This is a genomic window from Fructobacillus sp. CRL 2054 (genome assembly GCF_028764065.1).
Lineage (GTDB): Bacteria > Bacillota > Bacilli > Lactobacillales > Lactobacillaceae > Fructobacillus.
Window position 1 is genome coordinate 82,442 of record NZ_JACOFN010000002.1, and the last position, 25,581, is coordinate 108,022.

Genomic DNA, 25,581 nt, shown 5'->3' on the forward strand with positions numbered 1-25,581 from the left:
TTAATTGTTCGAGTAGGAGAAAAATTATGACGAAAACAGTGTCAGCTGTTGTGGTTACATATAACCGCTTAGCCTTATTAAAAGAAGTTATTCAAAGTTTACAAAATCAAATTGTTCCAGTTGATCATATTATTGTTGTTGATAATGCAAGTGAGCAAGATACCAAGGATTACCTTGAGTCACTTGGTAGTCAGATTGAGTATCTTCGTTTGGAAGAAAACTTAGGTGGAGCTGGTGGATTTAACCGTGGTATTCGTTATTTTATGGAAAACACCAATGATGACATGGTTTGGGTAATGGATGATGATACGGTAGTTCATCCTGATACTTTACAGAACTTATTGGCATTTGCTGAAGAAGAACCTAATTTTGGCTTTTTGGCATCTGATGTACGTTGGACTGACGGACACCGAGCAAAGATGAATCAACCTGCTCCTATGAATCGATTAAAAGTTATTCCAGAAGATCAAGTTGAACCTATTCAGCTACAAAACGCTACTTTCGTTTCATTGCTATTACGTCGCCAGATTGTTTCTCAAATTGGCCTTCCAATTACAGATTTCTTTATCTGGGGAGATGATATTGAATACACGGAACGAGCAGGTCGTGTAGCACCTGGTTATTTTGTACCTTCAGCCAAGGTTACCCATAAGATGGCATCTAACGTTGGATCAAGTTTACTTAATGACGGACCTAACCGAACGCCAAGATACTTTTATTCTTACCGAAATAAAGAATATTATATTCGAAAGCGTGGATGGTATCGACGTAATCGCGCAAAGGCACGTATTTTAGCAGAATATTGGCAAATTAAGCTATCCAATACTGAGCGAAAAGAAGAAAAATTAGCAACTATGAAAAAGGGAATAAAAGCCGGTAAAAAGTTTAATCCTGTAATTGAATTTGCGAACAATAAATAATTGTGTCAAAAGGGAGAGAAAAATGGATAAATTAGCGATTTTAATTCCTGCGTATAATGAAGAGCAAACAATTGCTAAAGTTGTAAAGGATGTCAAAAATATTATTACAGATATTCCTGATTCTGTAGTTTATGTGTATGATAATAATTCAAAGGATAAGACAGTTGAACTTGCTGAAGAAGCTGGTGCTGTAGTTCGCCATGAATATGCTCAAGGTAAGGGCGCTGTTATCCGACGTATGTTTAGGGAAATTGATGCAGAAGTCTACATAATGATTGACGCGGATGATACTTATCCTGTAGAAGCAATTCCAGAAATGTATCATAAGGTTATTCATAAGGGTGTTGATATGGTTGTTGGTGATCGTCTATCTTCAACGTACTTTGAGGAAAATAAGCGTCCATTCCATAATATTGGGAATAGCTTGGTTCGTAAATTAATTAATACACTATTTAAAACGAATATCCGTGATATTTTGACTGGTTACCGTGCTTTTTCATATCAATTTGTAAAGACATTTCCTGTTCTATCACGTGGATTTGAAATTGAAACAGAAATGTCAATTCACGCGACCGAAAAAAGAATGTTGGTTGAAAATCAAGTTATCACTTATCGTGATCGACCAGAAGGATCTGAGTCAAAGCTCAACACATATGGTGATGGACTAAGAGTGATAAAAATGGTGATTAATCTTTATCGTGGATATCATCCTTTTACTTTTTATTCTGTTTTTTCACTTTTATTCTTTTTAACATCTATGATTCTCTTTATATGGCGGGTAATGATACCTTTCTCTGCAGATCATACTGTGCCTAATTTTCCTACGTTAATTGTATCGATGATTCTTCTTGTATTATCATTTATTACTTTTTTCTCTGGGTCGATTTTAGCTGCAATTCAAACTAATGATAAACGAAATTTTGAATTAGCATTGGTACACGCTGAAGAACAAAAGAAAGCAATAATTAATGAGTAATAAAATGAAAGCTATTTTTAAGAAAATAACACCTTTTCAATTATTGGTAATCCTCATAACAAGTGTCACCTTATCTTTTTTTAACAGTTTTGCATTATCTGTTTTAAATAATGGTGGTTGGGGCACAATGAAAGGTTCCTTCACACTAAAAAATATTTTTGCTTTTTGTTTCTTAACAATATTTTTTTCGTTTTTGTCGATTGTTATTATTGAAATTTCGAAAAAAAAATATAGATTTACAAAAGTACCTAATATTTTTAACAAAGTCAATAATTTCTTCTCTAGTTATAAAAGAACAGCAATATTTTTAATTATTATATGGGGATTTTTTCTTTTACCATTTTTACCAGTAGTATCCGGATGGGATATTGTGGGATCTTTCCATGAAATGGTTGATACTCGTTCTGCTGATTTTACAAAAAATATTTTTAATATTTATCCTATTGCTAGTTATTTAACTGATGGTTCAAGTACCATGTGGACTAATCAACATGGAGCATTTCTTACTGCTTTTTATGCTCTTACATTAAAATACAGCTGGCTTCTTTCAAAATCATTTTTACCTGGTTATGTTTTCTTGGGGTTATTTCATTTCTTATTTGCAATATATGCTTATACAAAAGCAATTGTATATTGTGAAAGGAATGTTCAAAACTCGATTTTAAAAATCATCGGTTTAATTCTTATTATTTTCAATCCAATGATTTTTTTAAATACCATTTCTTTGTCTAAAAATCCTCTATTTGTTAGTTCATTTATTCTATTTTTTGTATTAATGTTTGAATTTTATCGTAATAATGGTATTGTGAATAAAATTTGGAATATTAATATGTTTATTTCAGTTCTAATTGGTATTTTAGCTGTTAAATGGGCATTATATGTGTATCTAATTGTTGGACTTTTATATATTCTTATTTATAAAAAAATTGCTTTAAAGTCTGTAATAATTTCGATTATTTTTCCTATTGTATTATTTAAAGTTTCTTTGCTTATTCTAGTTCAGCAAGGAGTTGTTTTAAAAGATGACCCAATTGAATCTAAAGGTGTTCAGATACAGCAAGTTGCACGTTATGTTCATGATGATCCATCTATTCTTACTAAAGATGAGTATCAAAAATTAAATAGAATTTTTGATGTTGATAATATTGGTAATTTATATAGTCCTGCAATTTCCGATCCGGTAAAGTCTTCTGGTGGTGGTAATTTTAATGACGATAGTAAATTAGGTTATCGTTATAGGACTGTAAAAAAAGGTGACTGGAAAGAATTTAATAAAGTATGGTTAGATTTAGTTAAGCGTAATCCACAAATTGCAGTTGATGCGACTGTTGCTCAGGTTGGTTCATATTTATCACCATCACAACAGCCATTAGCTGACTATGCTTTAACAATGCCTAATGATGTCATTGGACATGGGTATGGAAGTTTATCAATTTCTAAGTGGATATATCATTTTTATCACAACAAGATTCGTACTAAAGCAATCTCCGTTGTATTTGATTTATTTACTAATAAGTATGTTGGCTACATACTGCATGGTAATTTTTGGATTTTTATTTTGATTTTAATTTTACCGGTTTTTGTAACCTCTATAAAAAAATTAGTATTAGTAATGCCTATTTTGTTACAGATTGTTATTTCTATGCTTTCACCTTTAGCAAATTCTGAGAGATATACCTTGGGTATTCTTGCTGTTATGCCGTTAGTCTTGATAATTACTTTTATGAATAGTGATAAAAATTCCATGGTGACAATAGGCCAGGAGAAAAAATGAATTTAATAAAAAAAATTGAATATAGTGAAAAAGTCAGGTTAGCGCTTATCAATACTATAGTTATAGCTGCTTTTGCCACTCTCTCTTTATTACCGGCTTTTATAGGCCATTTTTATAGTCTTTCATTCGATGGTATTTTCCATTTGGATCGTTTTGCAAGCGTTTCTTCTTCTTTTAAAGATGGTAGTTTACCAACGCTTTTCAATTTTAAATACGCTCCTTCGAATAGCCAACCTGGTGTAGCAATTAATGCTATGTATCCTTGGGTTTCTGGTTTGATATTTATTATTCCATCCTTGTTGATTAAGAATCAACTATTGGCATTAGCAATTGGTTTTTTTATTCTAAATGTAATAACAATTGTTAATATTAAGGCGTTAATTTCATTTTGGACCAAAAAGCCATTGCTTATTTGGTTGGGCGTTATTGTTTATCAATTTAATAATCTTCATTTTATTGATTTATATTCACGCTCAGCTTTTGGAGAAGCTTTGGGATATGCATGGATGCCATTAGTGATTCTTGGTGTGCTGAAGATTCAAGAAAAGCAAGTATCAGGAACATGGATTCTAGGCCTGGCAGTTGGTATGATTATCAATAGCCATGTATTATCTGTTATTTTTGCCGCAGCATTTATACTTATTTTTGAACTATACCAAATCTTTAATAAAAAATTTGGTATGACTCAATTCAAATTATTATTTTTTGCTGGAATAATTAGTTTACTTATTGGAATTTATTCACTATATAATATTGCAATTATGTATCTACATGCAAGATTTTTAGAACCTGGTCATTTTGTATGTAGTGTAGATCCTGTTCAATTTTTTGACGCTTTATTGCAAAATGATATGAATGAAAAACCATATTGGACATACGGTTTGCCATTATTTACCATTCAAATTATTCTTACAGTAATCGCTTGGAATACAAATGAGGGGAAAAACTGGAGGAGTTGGCTTTTTGGAGCTAATGCTATTACCTTAATTATTTTTTCATGGTTACCATGGTATAAATTCCAAAATACACCACTTTCTCTTCTACAATTCTTTGCTCGTTTGGAAGTGATGATTGTGTTACTTCTTACTATTTCAATTATTCTTTATTTCTTGAAGGATAATAAGCTAACAGTAAAAAAAGTTCTTTACATTGAATTCTTCATAATAATATTTTCAATGTGCGGTACTTACCAAATGCACAAGGCTTACAATCAGGTTCCCCAACATCATAATTTAACGTCTAAAAATTATTATGATACGTTAAATACTGCTCCAACTGCGATTGACTATTTACCTGTTGATAAAACTAATAATATGTCAATTGGTGTTGGTGAATCAGTAAATATGTTTTCAACTGAAAGCTATAAAGAGTTGGAGAGAACATCTGATTCAGTAAAATATCAGATTTCTTCAGATAGAGAAAAGACAATTACGCTTCCTGCCGTAATGTATGACGGATTTAAGTATGATATTCTGTTAGATGGTAAACCTGTTAAGAGCCAAATGACGAATCTTGTAAAAATTAATGTTACCGCTGGTGAGCATTCATTAGTATTGAAGAGTGTTCACTCCCGGAACTATCCTTTATTTGTAGTTTCTATAGTAATGATGTTTACATCAACATTCTTTATATTTAAAAAGAAAACTAATAAATAATTTTATAAAAATAAAAGGTTTGAGTGTTACTTACACTTAAACCTTTTATTTTATATTTTTTTATCTTTAACTTTTTTTTTATTTCAATTTTTTGTGGTATGATTGCTAATATATTTCGTTTTTTTCATGGAGAGAGTAAATGCATAAAAAATTATATAGGGCTGGTAAATTCTGGGTAGCGACGGTAGTTGCTGCTGCCGGAATGACATTTTCGTTCTGCACAGTTTCGGCGGATAGTTCAAATATAGATAATTCATCTGCGACTTTAAGTCAATCTAACACTAACGTTAATATACAGTCATCAAGTATTCAAAATGGAAATACTTCCATAAACAGTCAATCAACACCGTCTACCCAAAATGTTGGGAATCAAACTAATGTACAATCAAATGTAGCTGAATCTCCACGTGATGCAGCTTTGGCAAAATATGCGAATGAACACGTTACTGGATATATTTTTTCACCTGACGTGTCAACTGCTAATGGTGGTTACAATTGGTTTGAAAACGGTCAGCTATTTTCTGGATTCCGCCACTACATGGGAACATATTATTGGTTTGTAGATGGCGTTCGTCAGAACGAAGGTTGGCGTCAGGCGTGGGGAATGACCTACTATACTGATGATCAAGGTCGAGCTGTTCAGGGCCATCGTAATATTAATGGTCAAGATTTCTACTTTGGTGACGATGGTTCATACTTCCTACGTTCAACTGGCTACTTGTTTGATGGATCAAGCCAGAACGGTGGATACCGTTGGTATGAAAACGGTCAGTTATATACTGGTTTCCGATACTACATGGGAACGTATTACTGGTTTGTCAATGGTGTTCGTCAAAATGAAGGTTGGCGTCAAGCATGGGGATTAACTTATTATACTGATGCCAATGGTCGTGCCGTTCAAGGAACCCGTGTTATTGATGGTAAAGTTTATGATTTTGGTACTAATGGAACCTACTATAGCCGTCCAGTAAACGGTTATGTTTGGGATGGTTCAAGCCAAAATGGTGGATACCGTTGGTATGATAATGGTAATCTTTATACTGGATTTAAGTATTACATGGAAACGTATTACTGGTTCGTAGATGGCGTTCGTCAAAATGAAGGTTGGCGCCAAGCATGGGGACTAACTTATTATACGGATGACCAAGGACGTGCCGTTCAAGGAACACGAGTTATTGACGGTAAGGTATATGATTTTGGAAATGATGGAACCTACTATAGTCGTCCAGTAAACGGTTATGTATGGGACGGATCAAGCCAAAATGGTGGATACCGTTGGTATGATAACGGAAATCTTTACACCGGATTTAAGTATTACATGGGAACATACTATTGGTTCGTGGATGGTGTTCGTCAGAATGCTGGTTGGCGTCAAGCATGGGGTCTGACATATTATACCGATAATAATGGTCGAGCCGTGCAAGGTTGATATTGGATTAATGGTGGACAATACTTCTTTGGAACAGATGGAAGTTATTTCTTGCGTACAAATAAGTATGTCGCTGATAATGACGGTGTATATTTTGCCGGGGGCGATGGCCGATTCTTAACTGGTACACAAGGTATCTATGGCCGTACGGTAAACTTCTTTGGCGATGGTCGTTTGAATACCGATGGCTTGAACATTGATTTTCCACACTGGTCTTTGAATCAAGTTTCATTAGGAGCACCTGAAGGTTGTGAAGGGGTATCTTTCCAAATGGCTTTGTCTGCCAAGGGAAAGCATGTTCCTAGTTTGCAAGAAATCTATAACCGTATTGGATATGGTGATGGTGTTTCGCCTTATGAAGGATTCGATGGTAACCCATTTGGGGGAGCCCGTTCTTATACGGAGACTGTTCTTGCTGCACCTTTGGCTGCAAAGTTGAACAATGCCTTTGGCGTTCAGACACAAGATATTACGGGTGCTGGACCAAACCAAATTTTGGCACAACTTCTTTCATGGAACCCAGTTATTTCATATATTCCTTGGGATTTCCAAGTTGGTGCTGGTCGTGATCACTTCCACGTACAGATGATTTATGGCTACCGTAACGGTGGCTTCCTTGTTGCTGATCCTTTGCAATATGCACGAGGTGCTAACTATTGGATTTCAACTGGTGAATGGTGGTACCTAAACAGTAACGTACAGCCTGTTGGATTTGGGGCACCTGCTTCAATGAACGTTGCTGTGATTTAATTTAAGCTTTAAAAATCGACTGTTGATATCTTTATCTTCGTCGATTTTTTTATGGATATTAATGGTTATTCTTTTGTTCGTTTTGCGATATCTAGCAAGAGAGTAATACGGAGAGATAGTATGGAAAGACGTAAAAAGTATAAGAAAAATAAGCGTAAACAACGATTGTATATGTTGTTAGGTTTAATTGTTGTTGCTGTGATTGGAATTACTAGTTCGTTCTTGATGAATGGACAAGAAAAACACAAAAAAGGGACTAGTAACACAAGCACAACTAAAGTGGGTGAGGTATCATTTTATACTCGCTCAGATATGAATAAAATTCCGGATTTGTTATCGAATAAAAAATATTTAGCACCAACAATTGACCATGATTCTTTGAAAAAGGATATTCCAAATGCAAAAGTTGTTGACAGTGCGACAGGAAAGACTGTTCCCATGGATGTATGGGATTCTTGGCCAGTGACAACCCCAGAGGGAGAGATTGCTAATTTTCATGGTTATCGTCTTGTTGTTGGACTAACGGCTAAAAATGGTCGTTAGTCCGGGGCCCCAACGAAGATGGGACTTTTCATGCAAAAGAACGACGCTAAGCAGGATGATTTGAGTACTTGGCAATTTGTTGGCTATGTTTTCAATTCCAAAACTGAAGGAATCGCTGATAAGGATTATGATCAGTACTTGCAGCACACGGGTGGTGAATGGTCTGGTTCAACAGTGATGATGGATAGTAAGGATGATACACTACGTTTCTTCTATGCTAATTCATATAAAATGAACGGGGTATCTGCACAGGCGTTGACTACCGCTCAAATTACTTTGAATCCTAGCGATGGAAAGAAATGGTCAAGTGGTTTGACTATTGACCATAGTAAGACGACCGACCATAAAACGGTCTTTTCAGGAGACGGTAAGATTTATCAAACTCCAGCTCAAGGGGAAGGGAAAGGCGCTCATTTCAGTGATGACTTAACCCTTCGTGATCCACACTTTGTTAAAGATGGTGATAAATACTATCTTGCCTTTGAGGGAAATACAGGACCAGATTATAACTATCAAGGAAAAAATAATTTCTCAAACAAGGCATACTATGGTTCTTCTTCATACTTCAAGAAGGAATCTGATCGCTTGAAGGCAGATACCAATAGTTCTGAATATGAAAAGACATATTTTGCTAATGGCGCTATTGGAAAATTAGAGTTGAACAAAGATTTCACGGTTAAAAAGGTTATGCAACCAATGGTAACTGGAAATGCGACAAATGATGAGTTAGAGCGTATTAATTTGTTTAAACATGACGGTCGCTGGTATCTCTTTACGTCTACTTGGGGATTCCATATGGCAACGGACGATGAGAAGATTACGAAGAACTCTTACCTTCTTGGATTTAGTTCAAAAGATGGTATTAATGATACGTATAAGCCTCTAAATGATAATGGATTAGTGATTGCTGGACAAGGTGAGGGCGCTAATCCTACTAGCTTTACTTATTCATATCTGGTTGTTCCAAATGGTAACAAGAAGAACAATCAGTTTGTTGTGACATCATTTGAGCACAACTCGACTTTTGCACCTAGTTACTTATTGAAAATTAAGGGCGATAAAACAACGATGGTGAATAACAAAGTTCTTGGGCAAGGCGTATTAACGGATAATAAGAAATATTATTCTGCCCATGCACAGAAATTGAATTAAGGATTAAATTGTTTGTTTCTTTAATATTTGTCCTGTATGCTATTGGTTATAGTATTATTTGATTGAGGAATATAATGACTAAATTAATTGATTTATATAAGAAGTATGAAGAAACAATTCTTTACTTGTTCTTTGGTGGAGCGACTTTTGTAGTTTCTGTTGCCAGCTATGCTTTATTTTCAGCTATATGGCATTGGGATTATACCTGGGCATACATTGCTTCTTGGTTCTTAGCAGTGCTCTTTGCGTATTTAACAAATCGTATTTGGGTATTTAAATCAGAAGTAAAGGATTTACCAGGCCTATTTCGTGAAATTTGGCAGTTTTACTTAGCACGAATTGTTACTGGAATTTTGGGCTGGTTGATCTTGGCCTTCGGTGTTCGAATTTTGCATCAGAATGACCTGATTTGGAACGGTATTCAAAACATTTTTGTTATTATTTCCAACTATGTTTTGAGTAAGCTTTATATCTTTAAGAAGATTGAAGAAATGGAAGAGTAAAGAAGAGCAGTTGCCTGGGCAACTGCTCTTTTTATTGCTTTAAAACTTTGTGAGTTAATTATTGAAAAAATCTGCTCATCTCATTGCAATCTTAAAGAAATGTATATAATATAGGGGTTGAAAAGATATTCCGAAGGTTTAGGAGTGTCGATATCATATTTAGGAGATTGACCAGTGTGGTAAGACAGAAAAAATTCTTGGTAACAGTTTTCGTTACCATTATTTTGACTGCGGGCGCTGCGACTTTGGCGGTGAGGGATTTGGATTCTTCGACTGCTGATGGAGAAAAAACGGAGCGGAGCAGTTCAAAAAGTTCGACAAAGGATACGTCTTGGAAGAAGAACATCCAGTCGGAAGGAACTGTTGATGAAGAGGTGAATGAATCAGGTAGCTCATCATCAACTCAGGCAAGTAGTAAACGGAGTTCAGCTAGTAAGGGGGACTCTTCGGTTGTGCAGCAATCAAATACGCTGAACGAGGACGATTTTCGTTCGAGTGATGATTTAGCCTATCGAATGATTGCAATCTATGGGATGGTGCATGGCGATAGCTCGTGGAAGGGGCTGGCGTCAGCATCGGGGATTACGATGACTCGTCAACCAGGTTCAGCACCTGTATTTATTGCTACCGATACAAAGGGTGGTAAGTATAAGGCGTATTACCGTTATGTGATGAGCTCAAATGATACTGAATCACAGAAACAGCCACTTTCCTTTAGTGAGAATGATGCTAAGGAATATCGAGCAACGGTGGATGATGTGTTGAATTACGCGAATGCTAACGGCGGTCGTACGACGGTAGAAAAGTTGAATTTTAAGTTAGTTAATTAGTATAAAAAGGACCTGCTAAACAGTAGGTCCTTTTTTGTATAACATCGATTAAGACTGTTGTGATAGGAATCTTAACCTGTTATGATTACGGCAGAAAATACAATGTAAAGGAGAAAAAGATGACCACACAAGTTCAAATTAATTTAGATAGTCGCGATAAGGTATCCTTTGATCGACTCTGCGAAAAATTGGGGATGACAGCGGAGGATGCCTTTCAGAATTTTGTGATTAAGTCGCTAGATGTAGGAAATATTCCCTTTAAAATAGAAGAACCGAACGAGCGATTGAAAAGGGCCTTGGCAAGTCGAGACTTTGTAAGCTTTGAAACGGCTGAGAAAGGTTTAGCATATCTGAACGGTGATGAAGATGAATGATTACCGATTCAAGCCGAGATTTATTAATGGATTTAAAAAGCAATATCGAAAGTTACTGAAAGGGGGACGATATAAGAAAAAAGATTTTGAGCAAGTCTATGAAATACTTTTGCGTGGACTAGCCATTCCTATTCCATATGAAGACCATCAATTAACTAATCGTGAAGGTGACCGTGCACTGCATATTAAACCAGATTGGGTTCTGATTTACCGCTATAATGGGGATTATGTTGAATTCATCGAGACTGGTAGTCATACCAATCTATTTTAAGTAAAACAAAAACCCCCTCGACCAATAGGTGAGGGGGTTTATTCATTAATATGAATTACTTAACGTACTTAGCCAAACGTGACTTTTGACGTGAAGCCTTGTTCTTCTTGATCAAGCCCTTTGAGTGGGCACGGTCAATAGCAGAAGAAACTTGCTTGTACAATTCAGCAGTGTCTTCTGAACCTGCGTTAGCAGCCTTAACGAAACGCTTTACAGCAGTACGGTAGGCAGAACGTTGAGGTTCGTTACGATCGTGTTGCTTCTTAGTCAAGCGTACACGTTGAATAGATGATTCAATGATCGGCATATGTCTATCTCCTTAAATTTGATGCTGGTTTTTGAAAAGCAGTAGCTTAACGACGCAAACCTAAGCGCTTGATCAATTCACGGTAACGAGGAACATCGGTACCACGGAGGTAACGAAGCAAGTTACGACGACGACCGATCTTCTTCAAAAGACCACGTTGTGAGTGAAAATCATGCTTGTGCATTTCCATGTGGGCGTTCAATTCGTTAATGTCAGCAGTCAAAACTGCAACTTGAACTTCCACTGAACCAGTATCGCCTTCATGGCGGGCATATTCTTTCATGATTTCGTTCTTACGTTCTTGTGTAAGGGCCATAATCATTCCACCTTTCTATAATGTCGCCAAGTTCTGAGAAAAACGACGGTGAGACGTTAATCTAAGAAATTGGTCAGTTGTTTTGACAACAGTCTTAATTATACGGACTTTTGCTAGAAAATCAAGGGGCAAGAAAAGCCGTTTAATGGTAGAATAGAACAGTAATTAATCTAGAAAGGAAAGCCGTGGTATCGCCTTTGTGGCGTGCCATGCAGGTGAATACATGGCAACATCAATTTCAAAAGAAGAAGTCGCCCACGTGGCCGATTTGGCCAAGTTGACTTTTACAGATGCTGAACTAGAAGCCTACACGAACCAATTGCAGGATATCGTGTCCCTTGTTGGTAAGATGGCCGAAGTTGACACAGAAGGCGTTGAACCAACGTTTTCTGTTACGAAGAATGTCAACCATCTTCGTGAAGACAAGGCCGATAACTGGCATGAAAAGAAGGCTTTGCTCAAGCAAGCGCCTGAAGAAGCAGCGGACCTTATCAAGGTTCCTGCCATCTTGTCGGGAGGGGAAGAAGCCTAATGACATACAATTACTTCGAACACTCACTGGAAGATATCCACGCAGCTTTGCAGTCTGGTGAATTAACTGCTACGCAGTTGACTAAGGATACTTTAGAAAACATCAAGCAAACGGACGGCGAATTGGAAGCCTTTGTTCGTTTGCACGAAGATGCCGCTTTGGAAGCAGCACGTGTTGCTGACGAAGAAGGAAACTTTGATAATATCTTGGCTGGTATTCCAATGGCCATGAAGGACAACATCTCAACGGAAGGCCTTGAAACAACTGGGGCTTCTAAGATTTTGTCTGGTTTTGAACCCGTTTACGATGCCACGGCTACTAAGAAGTTGAAGGCAGCCGGTGCTGTTATCGTTGGTAAGGCCAACATGGATGAATTTGCCATGGGCGGTTCTACCGAAACTTCTGCTTACAAGAAGACGAAGAACGCCTGGGATTTGACTCGCGTACCTGGTGGCTCATCAGGTGGTTCTGCGGCAGCCGTTGCGGCTGGTCAAGTGCCATACGCTTTGGGTTCTGATACTGGTGGTTCAATTCGTCAGCCAGCCGCCTTTAACGGTTTGGCTGGTATGAAGCCAACTTATGGTCGAGTATCTCGTTTTGGACTCTTTGCCATGGCGTCATCATTGGACCAAATCGGTCCTTTGACTCGCACGGTTAAGGATAACGCTTTGGTTTTGAACGCCATTTCTGGTTTCGACGAGCGTGACTCTACTTCTGCTGATGTGGCTGTTCCTGACTTTACTGAAAAGATGGGTCAGTCCATTGAAGGTATGAAGGTTGCCGTTCCGAAGGAATACTTCGAAGAAGGTATTTCTGACGAAGTCAAGTTGCAAGTCAACGCCGCCATTGCTGAATTGAAGGCAATGGGTGCTGAAGTATCTGAAGTATCTTTGCCACACACGCAGTACGGTGTTGCCGCTTACTACGTATTGATGTCATCTGAAGCTTCATCAAACTTGCAGCGTTATGACGGTATCCGTTACGGATTCCGTGCACCAGATGCCAAGACTTTGGAAGAAGTTTACAAGAAGACGCGTTCTGAAGGATTTGGTCCTGAAGTGAAGCGTCGTATCATGTTGGGAACTTACTCATTGTCAGCCGGTGCCTACGACGCCTTCTTCCGTAAGGCCGCTCAAATTCGTACCTTGATCATCGAAGACTTTAACAAAGTCTTTGAAGACTACGATTTGATTGTCGCACCTACGACACCAACTCAGGCCTACAAGATTGGTTCTGAAATTGATGATCCAAAGGCCATGTACATGGGTGATGTTTTGACGATTCCTGTGAACTTGGCTGGATTGCCTGCCATGTCAGTGAACGCCGGCTTTAACGCTGGTTTGCCAATTGGCTTGCAGATCATTGGTAAGGCTTTCGACGAACAAACAATTTACCAGTTGGCTTACGCCTTTGAGCAAAAAAATCACTTTGCTGAAAACGTGCCAGCAATTGGTAAGGATTTCTAAGGGGGCCAGCTGATGGGAAATGAAAATTTTGAAACAGTAATTGGACTCGAAGTCCACGTTGAGATGCAAACAAAGTCAAAGTTGCTCTCACCATCCCCCGTCCACTATGGGGATTCACCTAACGAAAACACCAACGTGATTGACTGGGCCTACCCAGGTGTTTTGCCAGTTGCCAACAAGGGTGCCATTGATTATGGGATGCGTGTTGCCATGGCCTTGCACGCCGACATTACGGAAGATATTCGTTGGGACCGTAAGAACTACGTTTATCCTGATAACCCTAAGTCATACCAGACGACTCAATTGCATACGCCAATTGGTCGTAACGGCTACTTAGACGTGAAGATGCCTGATGGTAACGTTAAGCGCATTGGTATCGAAGAATTGCACGTCGAAGAAGATGCGGGTAAGAACACCCACGGAACCGACGGCTATTCATACGTCGATTTGAACCGTCAGGGAACACCACTGGTCGAAATCGTTTCAAAGGCTGAGTTGAACTCACCTGAAGAAGCCTACGCTTACTTGGAACAATTGCGCCGCGTGATTCTCTTTACCGGTGTATCGGAAGCCAAGATGCAAGAAGGGCAGATGCGTGCCGATGTTAACGTTTCATTGCGCCCACACGGATCATCAAAGTTTGGTACCCGTGTCGAAATGAAGAACGTGTCATCATTCCGCTACGTTGAAGCCGCTTTGGAATACGAAGAAAAGCGTCAGGCAAAGATTATCCGTTCTGGTGGTCAACTTCGTCAGGAAACCCGTCGTTACGATGAACCAACCAAGTCAACGGTTTTGATGCGTGTGAAGGAAACGGCCGATGATTACCGTTACTTCCCAGAACCAGACTTGTCACCAATTCACATTGACCAAGCTTGGATTGACCGAGTAGCAGCTGAATTACCAAAGTCAGCGGCTGACCGTCAAAAGGATTACGTTGACGAACTTGGCTTGGAACCATACGATGCCGAAGTTTTGACACAGACTTTGGCCATGTCAAACTTCTTTGACAACACGGTTAAGGCAGGGGCTTCTTCAAAGGCTGCTGCTAAGCGTGCAGCCAACTACTTGATTGGTGATGTGAACGCCTACATGAACAAGAACCAGGTTGAGTTGCAGGAGACAAAGTTGACTCCTGAACACTTGGCCGGCATGGTGAAGTTGATTGAAGACGGTACTATCTCAACCAAGCAGGCCAAGAAGGTCTTTGAGGCCATCATGGAAGGTGAAGAACCTGAAGCCTACGCTAAGGCAAAGGGCTTGGTACAGATTTCTGACCCAGCCACTTTGTTGCCATGGATTACCGAAGTCTTGGACGCTAACTCACAGTCTATTGAAGACTTTAAGGGTGGAAAAGATCGTGCTACTGGCTTCTTGATTGGACAATTGATGAAGAAGTCAAAGGGACAGGCTAACCCAGGTGTCTTGAACAAGTTGCTCTTAGAAGAGTTGAATAAGCGATAAAAAAGGTTGCTAACGAATGAAGCGATGAAATCGAGTCGTTTGTTGAAAAATACCTTTTAAAACGGGGGTTGTCCCCCGCGTACATAGAAATTTAGGAGGAAGAGTCAACTCCGGTCGAATTGGCTCCGATTGTGAAGATGAAACGTGCACGAATTATTTATAACCCTAGCTCAGGACGTGAGATGGTCAAGCGGGACATGCTTGATATTCTAAACGTATACGAAGAAGCAGGGTATGAGACCTCGACTTTTGCAACAACACCTGCTCCATTATCAGCACAAAACGAAGCAACCCGTGCAGCAAAAGACGGATTTGATTTGATTGTGGCTGCCGGAGGGGATGGCACCATTAACGAGGTTGTTAACGGGATTGCACCGCTTGAGAAACGCCCAATGATGGCCATTATTCCTGCGGGAACGACCAACGATTACGCCCGTGCTTTGAAGATTTCACGTGATGATCCTTTGGAAGCGGCTAAGGCAATTTTGAACAAGCAAACCATTAAGATGGATATCGGTGAGATTCAAGCTTACCAACCTGCCACTGATGGTGGGGAAGCTGTTAAGCAACCTGTTCATTACTTCATGAACATTGCGGCCCTTGGCACTTTGTCAGAGTTGACCTATGCGGTGCCATCTTCTTTGAAGTCACTTTATGGTTACTTGGCCTACTTGGTTAAAGGGGCCGAATTATTAACTCATTTGAAGCCTTTTTCAGGGAAGGTAACCTATGATGACGGTGAGTATGAAGGAGACATCTCAATGGTCTTCTTGGCTCTAACGAACTCAGTTGCCGGATTTGAAACGATTGTGCCCGATGCCAAGTTGGATGATGGGAAGTTTACTTTGCTCATCGTAAAAAAGTCGAACATGTGGCAAATCGCCCAGTTGGCGGCCCAAGTGTTGAAGGGTGGCGCCCACGTCAATAACCCTCAATTGATTTACAAGAAGACGTCAAAGGTCGATATTCAGCCGTTGAACGGTGACCCAATCAAGGTCAACTTAGATGGGGAATATGGTGGTGATGCACCAATGACTTTTGACAACTTGATGCAACACATCGAGTTTGTGGCCAATGTGGCGAGCGATGTGAAGGACGAAACAACGACCAAGGTTCAAGAACAGTTCGTTGAGCAAGTTGAGAAGTTAGAAGAAACCGGGGGTCATGAAGACCTTGCGGATACGCCAGCTAAAGAGGCTGATAAGTAAGCAATCTGGCTGTACCGTTTGGTATGGCCGATTTTGCGTTAAAGCAAGAATTATAGGGGATTAAAATGGCTAAAGCCAATCGAGTAATTAAACAAAAGGCGCCGGTTGCTAAAAACGACCAGGTGGAAGCAAGCATCATTGATTTGACCTACCAGGGGATGGGTGTGGCAAAGGTGGAGGGTTATCCACTCTTTGTAGCTAACGCGCTGCCTGGTGAAGAGGTGATTTTGACGGTTACCAAGGTCTTGAAGAACTACGGCTTTGCCCGTATTCAAAAGATGGTGAAGCCATCACCAGACCGTGTTGAATTAAAGGACAAGTTAGCTTTGACGACTGGCATTGCCCCAATGGCTAACCTCTCTTATCCAGCACAGTTGGCTTGGAAGCAGCGTCAGGTACGCGAGCTCTTCAAAAAGGCCCAGTTAAAGGTTTCGGTAGCACAAACCATTGGGATGGAAGACCCAACGCACTACCGTAACAAGGCCCAGATTCCAGCTCAGATGGTCAACGGCCGTTTGGAAACTGGTTTCTACCGCCGCGGTTCCCACAAGTTGATTCCAACGGATTCTTTCTACATTCAGGATGAAAACGTGGACGAAGCCATTCGTGCTACTCGTGACGTTTTGCAGGAATTGGGTGTGACTGCCTATGATGAAGAGACTGGTAAGGGACTCGTTCGTCACGTGATGGCCCGTTACGGTAAGGCCACTGGTCAGTTGATGGTGGTTATTGTCACTGCCAAGGAACGTTTCCCACAAAAGGAAGCAGTCATGACTGCTTTGCGTGAGCGCTTGCCAAAGATGGTTTCCCTCGTTCAAAACGTGAACAAGGCCAAGACCAACGTCATCATGGGCCAGGAAAACCACTTGATTTGGGGTCACCCTGAAATCGAAGACCAGTTGCTTGGTAAGGCCTACTTGATTGGTCCTAATTCCTTCTACCAGGTGAACCCTGTGACAACGGCTAAGTTGTATTCATTGGCCAAGGACATGGCCGATTTGAAGCCAACGGATACGGTTATCGATGCCTACTGTGGTATCGGAACAATCGCTTTGACGGTTGCTGACCATGTTAAAAAAGTCTTGGGTGTTGAAGTGGTTGAACCAGCCATCGAAGATGCCAAGAAAAATGCCAAGTTGAACGGCATTTGGAATGCGGACTTCGTTGTAGCCGATGCGCCTGAACAGATGCATAAGTGGGCTAGCGAAGGAAAGACGGCGGACGTCGTCTTCGTTGATCCTCCCCGTAAGGGCCTTACCCATGACTTCATCGAAGCTGTTGGTGTCATGAAGCCCGACCGTTTGGTCTATGTTTCATGTAACCCAGCTACTTTGGCACGTGACGTCAAGGACCTGTTGGAACAGGGCTATGAAGTGGATGGCCGTGTACAACCGGTTGATCAGTTCCCACAGACGATGCACGTGGAAGCGGTCGTGAAGTTGGTGCGGGCGAAGTAAAGGTATCAGAATGGAAAAGTCGATTCAAAATCAACTGAAGGTCAACGATGTTACCTTTTGGATGATGATGGATGGGAAGCGGATTGATTTTGAGGTTTATGACTGTTCTGGGTTTGAAAATCTACGTTGGAAAGTCGAAAATCATACTGTAAAACATGAGTACGTGATTCGCCCTAATATTTCGGATACGACGAAGTTTAAATCATTAGAGCTTCGAACGGACCGGGTTGTTGGTGATTTTGAATATGTGAAAGAAGCTGATTCTGAGTTTTGCGATGGTGGTGTCTTTAACGTTGGTCAGACAATGTTTGGACTAGCTATTTATGATTTATTTCATTGGTCAGAGAGCTTTCCATATAATAAACCACCTAGGATTAGTAAATCAGCTAAGGTTAACGTAGAAAAGTTTCGAGCTGAATACTCGGACATTACTCTTCACAATAATAATTGGTTGTACTTTCAAATTAGTACTGAGTCGAAAACAAATTATGATCAACAAGTTGCTTCACGTGGATTTGATGTGGCCCTCAAGCAATCTTTTGAAGTAATGCGTGATGTGCATGATGACATAAGAGAGCAAGCTAGTGTTCATCTAGATGATATGACTTTTTCAAATTCTGAAAAAAGTGGTAAGGACATTCATATAGGACCCATCAAGTTTTGGATGGAACGAGATGGTAAGAAAATAGATTCCGACTTAATTGATGTGACGAAAGAAACTCAGTGGTTGCTTAATCAAGACAAAATATATAGCTATCCACTAAATATTAAACGTGCATGGTTATTTAAACCGATTCTGCCTTATAAGTACGCATTTGATGAGTTAAAATTGTGTTCACATTATGACCATAAGGAAATACTTTTTGACACATGCGAGAGTGATGAATATTTTCAATCTGCTTACTTTGATGCCGGCCAATTCAAATTAGGATTTGGTGTTCAGCAGATTGATGATACTATGATGACATTTTCAAAATATAGTAATACGTACCGGGAACATGTATACGTAGATAAAAACATGGAAGCTGGTTATGATTCAATGAACCAGGATAACCGAGAAGACTTGTTGTTTTTATTTGTAGTAAAAGAGAAAGAACCATTCCCATATTGTGATCCAGAATATTTAACTAAGCCTCACGAAGATTTCGATTCATTATTCACAGCAATGGATATTATGTTTCCTTTTTCTCACCGCGAATTTTGGGACTACCCTAAGAGCTAATTTTATTAGCTCGTACATATATTTTTGACCTATAAAGGAGGGACCGCTATGGCCAAAGCAACCGACACACCAATGATGGTGCAGTACCATAAGATTAAAGATCTCTATCCTGATGCCTTCTTGTTCTACCGTCTTGGGGACTTCTATGAACTTTTTGAAGACGATGCCATTAAGGGAGCAAAGATTCTTGAGCTGACGCTGACAGCCCGGAACAAGAATTCTGAGAACCCAGTGCCAATGGCCGGGATTCCTTACCATGCGGCCTCTAACTATATTGATATTTTGGTCGATGCGGGTTATAAAGTCGCCATCGTTGAACAGATGGAAGACCCTGCCACGGCCAAGGGGATGGTTAAGCGTGACGTTGTGCAGTTGATTACGCCAGGAACGAAGTTAGGTGGTCAACACGGCGATGGGAAGACCAACAACTTTTTGGCTGCCGTTGTGCATGATAACGCTGGGATTCATCCTGCGAAGAAGGGGGAGGTACCTCGTCCCTATGCGCTGGCCTACATTGATTTGTCGACCGGGGAGCTGAAAGCGACTTTTCTAGAGTCTGCTGAAGAAGTCATGGACGAATTGGGCGCCTTGGAAGTTAAGGAAGTCGTTTTGGCTAAGCAGGACGATCTGCAGGCTGGCGACGTTGCCCAGTTAGTTGGTGAAAAGGGCTTGGTCGTTTCCTTCCAGGGAGAAGCGGAAGCCTCTTCGACCATTACTTATTTGACCAAGGGGTTGAAGGATAATTTGGGTCAGGCTGTGACGGGACTGCTCTTGCAGTACCTCTTTGATACGCAGAAGCGTTCCTTGGACCACATCATGCCGGTTCAGGCCTATGAACGACAGGCCTATTTGGTCTTCAACCAGGTCACCCGTGTTAACTTGGACTTGGTGCAGAACGCCCGGACCAAGCAGAAGGCGGGTTCTCTTTTTGCTCTCTTGGATGAAACCAAGACGGCCATGGGAGGACGTTTGCTCAAGCAGTGGTTGATTAAGCCATTGAAGAACTTAAAGGATATCAAGGCTCGACAGGATGTTGTAGCTGCCTTTAAGGAGGACTTCTTCACCCGTGGAACCGTTCAGGACCAGTTGAAGTACGTCTATGATTTGGAACGTTTGGCTGCTAAGGCCGCTCTGGGAACTTTGAATGCTAAGGATATGGTCCAGTTGAAGAAGTCCTTGCAGGCCGTACCTGCTTTGCAGGGGGCTTTGACTGGAACCTCAGCCGACCCAATTCTACAAACACTGGGGAATGATTTGGACCCCGTTTCTGATTTAGCTGATTTGATTGAAGCAGCCTTGGTGGAAGATCCGCCCGTATCCGTTCGTGATGGCGAATTGATCAAGGAAGGTTATGACGACCTAGTTGATTCCTACAAGCAGGCTTTAACGGATAACCAGGATTGGTTGGCAAACTATCAGGAAGAGGAGCGCCAGGCCACTGGTATTCCAACTCTGAAGGTTAAATACAACAAGAACTTTGGCTACTTTATTGAAGTGACAAAGGCCAACTTGTCGAAGTTGGAAGAGGGTCGCTATACCCGTAAGCAGACTTTGACAAACGCTGAACGTTTCACGACGGCTGAGTTGAAGGAGCACGAGGACCTGATTTTCGCGGCTCAAACAAAGCGTTACGACCGTGAGTATGAGCTCTTCTTGGAGATTCGTCGTCAGGTCAAGGCTGAGATGCATCGTTTGCAGCATTTGGCTCATGATTTGGCAACCATTGATGTTTTGGCTGCTTTGGCCGATGTGGCGGAAAACTTGCATTTTACACGCCCGACTTTTCATGGGGATGGCTCCCGTGCAGTGAATATCACGCAAGGACGTCATCCAGTGGTGGAATCACTCTTGCCAGCTGGGGAATACGTGGCAAATGACGTGACTTTCCCACAGGACAAGTTCATCCAATTGGTGACTGGTCCGAACATGGCTGGAAAGTCAACCTACATGCGTCAGATTGCCATCATCGTGATTTTGGCGCAGTTGGGATCATTTGTGCCAGCTGATGCGGCTGAATTACCAATTTTTGACCAAATCTTTACCCGAATTGGGGCCAACGATGATTTGGTCGCCGGTCGTTCAACCTTCATGGTTGAGATGGCTGAAGCTAATCTGGCCTTGCAAAACGCGACGGCCCAGTCCCTAATTCTCTTTGATGAGTTAGGACGTGGAACGGCGACCTACGATGGAATGGCGCTAGCACAGGCCATCATTGAATTCTTGGCTAAGCACCTACACGCCACGACCGTCTTTGCTACGCACTATCACGAGTTGACGGCTTTGTCAGAGGCCTATTCAGCTATTGAAAACGTGCACGTTGGCGCTAAGTTGACCGATGACGGTCGCTTGCACTTCTTGCACCAGGTACAGCCAGGGGCGGCGGACCGTTCTTACGGTATCCAAGTTGCCGCTTTGGCTGGCTTGCCAGGCTCACTCTTGCAAAATGCCGAGAGCATTTTAGCAACTTTGGAGCGCGAGGGTGCCGGACAGGTTGAGGTAGAAGAAACCGTTAAGCGGGCGGCGGAAGGTAAGCAGGATGGGGCTGTGGCAACGGCTGCACCTGCAGATGATTTTGCTGTTAGCGGAGCGAGCGACTTTGCCCAAGAAAACCGTCTGGCAGAAGAAGTACCACTCTTTGAAATTGCCGAGGCAAAGCCAGAAGGTAAGACACTGAGCGATGAACAGGCCTCCGTTTTGAAGCGATTGCAAGAAACGAATTTAAACAAGTTGACGCCATTGGACGCCTTGAACCTGCTCTATCAATTGCAGGAGATGGGGGAGAACGATGGCTAAGATTCACGAACTATCGGATTTAATTGCCAATCAGATTGCGGCTGGTGAGGTGATTGAGCGACCAGCTTCGGTCGTCAAAGAACTGGTGGAAAACGCCATTGATGCCAGTGCGACCCAGGTCGACGTTGTCGTTGATAATGCCGGTCTGGACATGATTAAGGTCATTGATAACGGGGATGGAATTGAAGCGGACCAGGTCCCACTGGCCTTCGTTCGTCATGCCACCTCTAAGATTGAAAACCGTCATGATTTGTTCAAAGTCATGACCCTGGGCTTCCGAGGTGAAGCCCTGCCATCAATTGCATCTGTTGCCGATGTCACTTTACAGACACGGACTAAGGATGCCAGCCATGGCTTTACCTACCAGGTCAAGGGTGGCCAGGTTGTTCAGCAAACACCGGCTGCCGGACGTTTTGGAACGATTGTGTCCGTTCGCAATCTTTTCTACAACACACCTGCACGGCTGAAGTATTTGAAGAAACCACAGACGGAATTATCATTGATTGTCGATGTGGTCAACCACTTGGCTCTGGCTCATCCGGAAAAGGCCTTGACGCTAACTCATAACGGGAAGACTTTGGTGAAGACGGCCGGAAACGGTGATTCGCGCCAGGTCCTAGCCTCGATTTATGATCGAAAGACAGCCGAGAAAATGGTTGATTTCTCGGGCCAGTCCGAACATTTTAAGGTGTCCGGCTATTTGACGCTGCCGGAACAAACCCGAGCCTCGCGTTCTTACTTAGCCGTTCTGGTCAACCACCGTTTTGTTAAGAATTTTTCGGTGTCGAACGCCATTATTAAGGGCTATGGTTCCAAGTTGATGGTTGGCCGTTTTCCGATTGGGGCGGTTTCCATTGAATTAGACCCACTCTTGGTGGATGTGAACGTTCACCCTCAAAAGGCCGAGATTCGACTCTCGGAGCAGGGCGAACTGACGGACTTGCTGACACGGGTGATTGCCCAGCGTTTGGCTAAGGAGAACCTGATTCCCGACGCCCTGGAGAACTTGGGGCAAGAAACCGATGAATTGGTTCATCCGGGGATGGCCCCTGTCGAGAAAAAGGTAGAGAAGGCGGAAGCGGCCGTGACGACTGCTGGGACTTTCTTGAATCCGGCTGAACGGTCGGTTAAGTTGGCGACTTTGCCAGCCATTGTAGTTGATGAAAAACGCGTGATTCAGTTAACCGATAAGGCCTTCTTGAACGATGCGGCGGTCTTGGTCTTTACGAAACGTTATGAAGCTGAAGGGTTCTGCGAACCATTTGGACCTGCGCCTTCTAAGAAGAACGCGGTTGTTAGCGAAGAGGTGGACGAGTTCTTTGAGTCCGCTGACCGGGTAGCCGAACCGACGGCGACCTATGAGGCGGAAAACGTTGATTTGTTTCATCAGCCAGCGCATGAAGAACTGCTAGTTTCAGATGCACCAGCGCCTACTAAAAAAGTCAAAGTTGAAAACGTCGATTTGGACGTGGACGAACAGAACGCTACTGATAACCCACAGGGTTTCCCAAACTTGGATTACATAGGGCAGATGCACGGGACCTTCCTCTTTGCCCAGGACAAGGACAAACTTTACTTGATTGATCAGCACGCCGCCCAGGAACGGTTGAACTATGAGTTCTATCGCAAACAGGTGGGGGAAGTGTCGGACAACCAGCAGGTGCTCTTGCAACCATTGACTTTGACCTATTCGACGGCCGATGTGTTGAAGATTATGGACCACAAAGAGATGCTGGCTGAGGTTGGTTTATCGGTCGAAGAGTTTGGTCCGAACACGGTTGCTTTGTACGAGCACCCAACCTGGATGAAGGCCGACCAGTTAGCCGAAACAGTCAAGGAAATGATTGATTGGACTTTGTCTGGTGAAAAGCTAACGGTGGCTGCATTCCGTGAGAAAGCGGCCATCATGATGTCATGTAAGCGGGCGATTAAGGCCAACTGGCACCTATCGGATGAGCAGGCGCGACAGTTGCTAAAGGATTTGGCTAAGGCTGAAAATCCCTATAACTGTCCGCATGGCCGTCCAGTGTTAACGGCCTTTACGTTGACTGAAATGGAACGAATGTTTAAGCGTATTCAGGATTCACACGAGTCTTGGCAGAATTACGATACCCACCCTTTCTAAAAGAGCTGGGAAATAAGGAGAGAATCCAGATGATGAACAACAACGACGTTGTGATTCGATTGCGTTATGCGTTGTCGTTGACCAACAAGCAAATTGAAGCCATCTTTAACCTTGGTGGCGTGAAAGTCACTGACAGTGACTTGGACCGCATCTTGACTCGTCAGGATAAGGAAGCCCAGCACGATGCAACGCTTTCAAACCATGATTTAGAAGCCTTTTTGAACGGATTGATGATTGATAAGCGCGGTCATCGTAAGGATAAAGACGGTAATATTGTCCCAGCAACTTTTGACATCAAAAACGCCAAGTTGGTGAACAACGTAACCATCAAGAAGATTAAGATTGCCATGGGCTATACTTCAGATGACATCCAAGAGTTGATGAAGTTAGCAGGGGACAGCATTTCAAATGGTGAACTTTCAGCTATTCTTCGTCGACCAGATCATCGTAACTACCGTGAAGCGGGTGATCGCTACGTTCGTAAGCTTTTGGCTGGGATGAGCAAGAAGTACCGCGGTTAAAGTGCTAGTTATGACAATTCTTTGATTTTGACGGCCAATTTTGGTCGTCTTTTTTCATATATAAATGGTAAATTTGTTATGATAGAAGAGATAGAACACAAATGGAGAACATGATGTCAAAGACTGAACCAAAGCTTTTAAAAGACACAGTGATTGCACCTTACGCCTATACACAGGCTGGGGGTAAAGCTGATTATTTGGCGATTCCAAAGTCCCTGGACGAATTAAAAGATTTGCTAGCATGGGCTGAAGAACGAGAGCTACCGGTTCACGTCTTTGGGCGTCTTTCCAACTTGGTTGTTCGTTCTGGTGGATTGCGTGGTTTGGTCATTATTATGACCGAACTAAAGTCAGTCCAACAAGAAGGTGAGTTACTAACCGCTGATGCCGGTTGTGACATTATCTGGTTATCTGCCATCGCACAGGATAAGGGATTAGCTGGCCTTGAATGGGCGGCTGGAATTCCTGGTTCCGTTGGTGGCGCTGTCTTCATGAACGCTGGTGCCTACGGGGGCCAGACCGACATGGTGGCAGAATCAGTAACCGCCTTAATGCCAGATTTGTCTTTGAAGACTTTTACACGGGAGCAATTAGCCTTTGCCTACCGTCATTCTGTTTTCCAAGATAACGGTGGAGTTATTGTCCAAGCGACATTTAAGTTGAAGAAAGGAAATCGACAAAAAATTCAAGCCAAAATGGACGCAAATAATTACGCCCGCGCATTGAAGCAGCCTCTTTCTTGGCCGTCAAACGGTTCTGTCTTTAAGCGGCCAGAAGGGTATTTTGCTGGAAAGTTAATCATGGATTCCGGATTGCAGGGAACTGCGGTCGGTGGTGTCATGGTATCAACTAAGCACGCCGGCTTCATGGTCAACGTTGACCATGGTACCGGAAACGATTACGAGGATCTGATTCACCTGGTTCAGCAAACCGTTTATAAGAACTACCAAGTCCGACTAGAACCTGAAGTTCGTATTATAGGAGACCGCTAAT

Annotated in this window: 22 protein-coding genes and 1 pseudogene; 21 read left to right on the plus strand and 2 right to left on the minus strand. The window is 41.9% G+C overall.

From position 1 onward, the window contains the following. Nucleotides 1-26 precede the first annotated feature (26 nt). The 11 genes and pseudogenes from H7198_RS01285 to H7198_RS01335 all read left to right on the plus strand — a co-directional run bounded on the left by H7198_RS01285 (nt 27) and on the right by H7198_RS01335 (nt 11,177). Nucleotides 27-920: a glycosyltransferase family 2 protein gene (locus tag H7198_RS01285; RefSeq protein WP_274458001.1), complete on the plus strand. Its 894-nt coding sequence runs from the start codon at nt 27-29 to the stop codon at nt 918-920. Between the two features lie 22 nt (nt 921-942). Next, entirely contained in the window at nt 943-1,896 is a 954-nt protein-coding gene (locus tag H7198_RS01290) for a glycosyltransferase family 2 protein (RefSeq protein ID WP_274458002.1), read from the plus strand. After that, entirely contained in the window at nt 1,889-3,670 is a 1,782-nt protein-coding gene (locus tag H7198_RS01295) for a DUF6020 family protein (protein ID WP_274458003.1), read from the plus strand. Before H7198_RS01290 ends, H7198_RS01295 begins: the two co-directional genes overlap by 8 nt. Further along, nucleotides 3,667-5,325, plus strand: a complete 1,659-nt coding sequence (locus H7198_RS01300) for a hypothetical protein (RefSeq protein WP_274458004.1) — start codon at nt 3,667-3,669, stop codon at nt 5,323-5,325. The genes H7198_RS01295 and H7198_RS01300 overlap by 4 nt, the downstream gene beginning before the upstream one ends. A 418-nt stretch (nt 5,326-5,743) precedes the next feature. Continuing rightward, nucleotides 5,744-6,754, plus strand: a complete 1,011-nt coding sequence (locus tag H7198_RS01305) for a hypothetical protein (protein WP_274458005.1) — start codon at nt 5,744-5,746, stop codon at nt 6,752-6,754. A gap of 51 nt (nt 6,755-6,805) precedes the next feature. Continuing rightward, a complete protein-coding gene (locus H7198_RS01310) occupies nt 6,806-7,504 on the plus strand; it encodes a C39 family peptidase (protein WP_274458006.1) in 699 nt (232 codons plus the stop codon). 225 nt (nt 7,505-7,729) lie between these two features. Continuing rightward, nucleotides 7,730-9,199, plus strand: a pseudogene (locus H7198_RS01315) (glycoside hydrolase family 68 protein). A 74-nt stretch (nt 9,200-9,273) separates the two neighbouring features. Next, nucleotides 9,274-9,702, plus strand: a complete 429-nt coding sequence (locus H7198_RS01320; protein ID WP_274458007.1) for a GtrA family protein — start codon at nt 9,274-9,276, stop codon at nt 9,700-9,702. A 176-nt stretch (nt 9,703-9,878) separates the two neighbouring features. Beyond that, nucleotides 9,879-10,532: a hypothetical protein gene (locus H7198_RS01325; RefSeq protein ID WP_274458008.1), complete on the plus strand. Its 654-nt coding sequence runs from the start codon at nt 9,879-9,881 to the stop codon at nt 10,530-10,532. Nucleotides 10,533-10,651: 119 nt separating this feature from the next. After that, a complete protein-coding gene (locus H7198_RS01330; RefSeq protein ID WP_274458009.1) occupies nt 10,652-10,906 on the plus strand; it encodes a type II toxin-antitoxin system antitoxin, RelB/DinJ family in 255 nt (84 codons plus the stop codon). Then, nucleotides 10,899-11,177 carry a type II toxin-antitoxin system YafQ family toxin gene (locus H7198_RS01335; RefSeq protein WP_274458053.1) on the plus strand — a complete coding sequence of 93 codons (279 nt, stop codon included), beginning with the start codon at nt 10,899-10,901 and terminating at the stop codon, nt 11,175-11,177. The genes H7198_RS01330 and H7198_RS01335 overlap by 8 nt, the downstream gene beginning before the upstream one ends. A gap of 55 nt (nt 11,178-11,232) precedes the next feature. On the opposite strand, the gene rpsT is transcribed toward H7198_RS01335, so the two are convergent. Beyond that, entirely contained in the window at nt 11,233-11,484 is a 252-nt protein-coding gene (rpsT, locus tag H7198_RS01340) for a 30S ribosomal protein S20 (protein WP_091501307.1), read from the minus strand. A gap of 46 nt (nt 11,485-11,530) precedes the next feature. After that, on the minus strand, nt 11,531-11,800 hold the full coding sequence (gene rpsO, locus H7198_RS01345; RefSeq protein ID WP_091501309.1) for a 30S ribosomal protein S15: 270 nt from the start codon (nt 11,798-11,800) through the stop codon (nt 11,531-11,533). A 223-nt stretch (nt 11,801-12,023) separates the two neighbouring features. Here rpsO and gatC point away from each other — a divergent pair, with 223 nt between their 5' ends. The 10 genes from gatC to murB all read left to right on the plus strand — a co-directional run bounded on the left by gatC (nt 12,024) and on the right by murB (nt 25,580). Continuing rightward, nucleotides 12,024-12,332: an Asp-tRNA(Asn)/Glu-tRNA(Gln) amidotransferase subunit GatC gene (gatC, locus tag H7198_RS01350; RefSeq protein ID WP_091501311.1), complete on the plus strand. Its 309-nt coding sequence runs from the start codon at nt 12,024-12,026 to the stop codon at nt 12,330-12,332. Continuing rightward, on the plus strand, nt 12,332-13,798 hold the full coding sequence (gene gatA, locus H7198_RS01355) for an Asp-tRNA(Asn)/Glu-tRNA(Gln) amidotransferase subunit GatA (RefSeq protein ID WP_274458010.1): 1,467 nt from the start codon (nt 12,332-12,334) through the stop codon (nt 13,796-13,798). Before gatC ends, gatA begins: the two co-directional genes overlap by 1 nt. Before the next feature lie 12 nt (nt 13,799-13,810). After that, the gene (gene gatB, locus H7198_RS01360) at nt 13,811-15,262 is read left to right on the plus strand and encodes an Asp-tRNA(Asn)/Glu-tRNA(Gln) amidotransferase subunit GatB (RefSeq protein ID WP_274458011.1); all 1,452 of its coding nucleotides are present in this window, start codon (nt 13,811-13,813) and stop codon (nt 15,260-15,262) included. 137 nt (nt 15,263-15,399) lie between these two features. Continuing rightward, nucleotides 15,400-16,470, plus strand: a complete 1,071-nt coding sequence (locus H7198_RS01365) for a diacylglycerol kinase family lipid kinase (RefSeq protein ID WP_274458054.1) — start codon at nt 15,400-15,402, stop codon at nt 16,468-16,470. Between the two features lie 65 nt (nt 16,471-16,535). Next, on the plus strand, nt 16,536-17,927 hold the full coding sequence (rlmD, locus tag H7198_RS01370) for a 23S rRNA (uracil(1939)-C(5))-methyltransferase RlmD (protein ID WP_274458012.1): 1,392 nt from the start codon (nt 16,536-16,538) through the stop codon (nt 17,925-17,927). A 10-nt stretch (nt 17,928-17,937) separates the two neighbouring features. Next, nucleotides 17,938-19,149, plus strand: a complete 1,212-nt coding sequence (locus H7198_RS01375; RefSeq protein ID WP_274458013.1) for a hypothetical protein — start codon at nt 17,938-17,940, stop codon at nt 19,147-19,149. A gap of 48 nt (nt 19,150-19,197) precedes the next feature. Then, on the plus strand, nt 19,198-21,942 hold the full coding sequence (mutS, locus tag H7198_RS01380) for a DNA mismatch repair protein MutS (RefSeq protein ID WP_274458015.1): 2,745 nt from the start codon (nt 19,198-19,200) through the stop codon (nt 21,940-21,942). Beyond that, nucleotides 21,935-24,067: a DNA mismatch repair endonuclease MutL gene (gene mutL / locus H7198_RS01385; RefSeq protein WP_274458016.1), complete on the plus strand. Its 2,133-nt coding sequence runs from the start codon at nt 21,935-21,937 to the stop codon at nt 24,065-24,067. Before mutS ends, mutL begins: the two co-directional genes overlap by 8 nt. Nucleotides 24,068-24,099: 32 nt before the next feature. After that, complete coding sequence (locus H7198_RS01390) at nt 24,100-24,588, plus strand: DUF1456 family protein (RefSeq protein ID WP_274458056.1); 489 nt, start codon at nt 24,100-24,102, stop codon at nt 24,586-24,588. Between the two features lie 101 nt (nt 24,589-24,689). After that, nucleotides 24,690-25,580 carry a UDP-N-acetylmuramate dehydrogenase gene (murB, locus tag H7198_RS01395; RefSeq protein WP_274458017.1) on the plus strand — a complete coding sequence of 297 codons (891 nt, stop codon included), beginning with the start codon at nt 24,690-24,692 and terminating at the stop codon, nt 25,578-25,580. The last annotated feature ends 1 nt before the right edge of the window (nt 25,581 follow it).

Excerpts from the sequence above, each read along its gene's own strand:
- H7198_RS01365 (WP_274458054.1), top strand. The coding sequence starts at position 15,400 with ATGAAACGTGCACGAATTATTTATAACCCTAGCTCAGGACGTGAGATG.
- mutL (WP_274458016.1), top strand. The coding sequence starts at position 21,935 with ATGGCTAAGATTCACGAACTATCGGATTTAATTGCCAATCAGATTGCG.
- mutS (WP_274458015.1), top strand. The coding sequence starts at position 19,198 with ATGGCCAAAGCAACCGACACACCAATGATGGTGCAGTACCATAAGATT.
- H7198_RS01320 (WP_274458007.1), top strand. The coding sequence starts at position 9,274 with ATGACTAAATTAATTGATTTATATAAGAAGTATGAAGAAACAATTCTT.
- gatC (WP_091501311.1), top strand. The coding sequence starts at position 12,024 with ATGGCAACATCAATTTCAAAAGAAGAAGTCGCCCACGTGGCCGATTTG.
- H7198_RS01390 (WP_274458056.1), top strand. The coding sequence starts at position 24,100 with ATGAACAACAACGACGTTGTGATTCGATTGCGTTATGCGTTGTCGTTG.
- H7198_RS01300 (WP_274458004.1), top strand. The coding sequence starts at position 3,667 with ATGAATTTAATAAAAAAAATTGAATATAGTGAAAAAGTCAGGTTAGCG.
- H7198_RS01290 (WP_274458002.1), top strand. The coding sequence starts at position 943 with ATGGATAAATTAGCGATTTTAATTCCTGCGTATAATGAAGAGCAAACA.
- H7198_RS01295 (WP_274458003.1), top strand. The coding sequence starts at position 1,889 with ATGAGTAATAAAATGAAAGCTATTTTTAAGAAAATAACACCTTTTCAA.
- H7198_RS01335 (WP_274458053.1), top strand. The coding sequence starts at position 10,899 with ATGAATGATTACCGATTCAAGCCGAGATTTATTAATGGATTTAAAAAG.
- H7198_RS01375 (WP_274458013.1), top strand. The coding sequence starts at position 17,938 with ATGGAAAAGTCGATTCAAAATCAACTGAAGGTCAACGATGTTACCTTT.
- rpsO (WP_091501309.1), bottom strand. The coding sequence starts at position 11,800 with ATGGCCCTTACACAAGAACGTAAGAACGAAATCATGAAAGAATATGCC.
- murB (WP_274458017.1), top strand. The coding sequence starts at position 24,690 with ATGGAGAACATGATGTCAAAGACTGAACCAAAGCTTTTAAAAGACACA.
- rpsT (WP_091501307.1), bottom strand. The coding sequence starts at position 11,484 with ATGCCGATCATTGAATCATCTATTCAACGTGTACGCTTGACTAAGAAG.
- H7198_RS01285 (WP_274458001.1), top strand. The coding sequence starts at position 27 with ATGACGAAAACAGTGTCAGCTGTTGTGGTTACATATAACCGCTTAGCC.
- gatA (WP_274458010.1), top strand. The coding sequence starts at position 12,332 with ATGACATACAATTACTTCGAACACTCACTGGAAGATATCCACGCAGCT.
- H7198_RS01330 (WP_274458009.1), top strand. The coding sequence starts at position 10,652 with ATGACCACACAAGTTCAAATTAATTTAGATAGTCGCGATAAGGTATCC.
- rlmD (WP_274458012.1), top strand. The coding sequence starts at position 16,536 with ATGGCTAAAGCCAATCGAGTAATTAAACAAAAGGCGCCGGTTGCTAAA.
- gatB (WP_274458011.1), top strand. The coding sequence starts at position 13,811 with ATGGGAAATGAAAATTTTGAAACAGTAATTGGACTCGAAGTCCACGTT.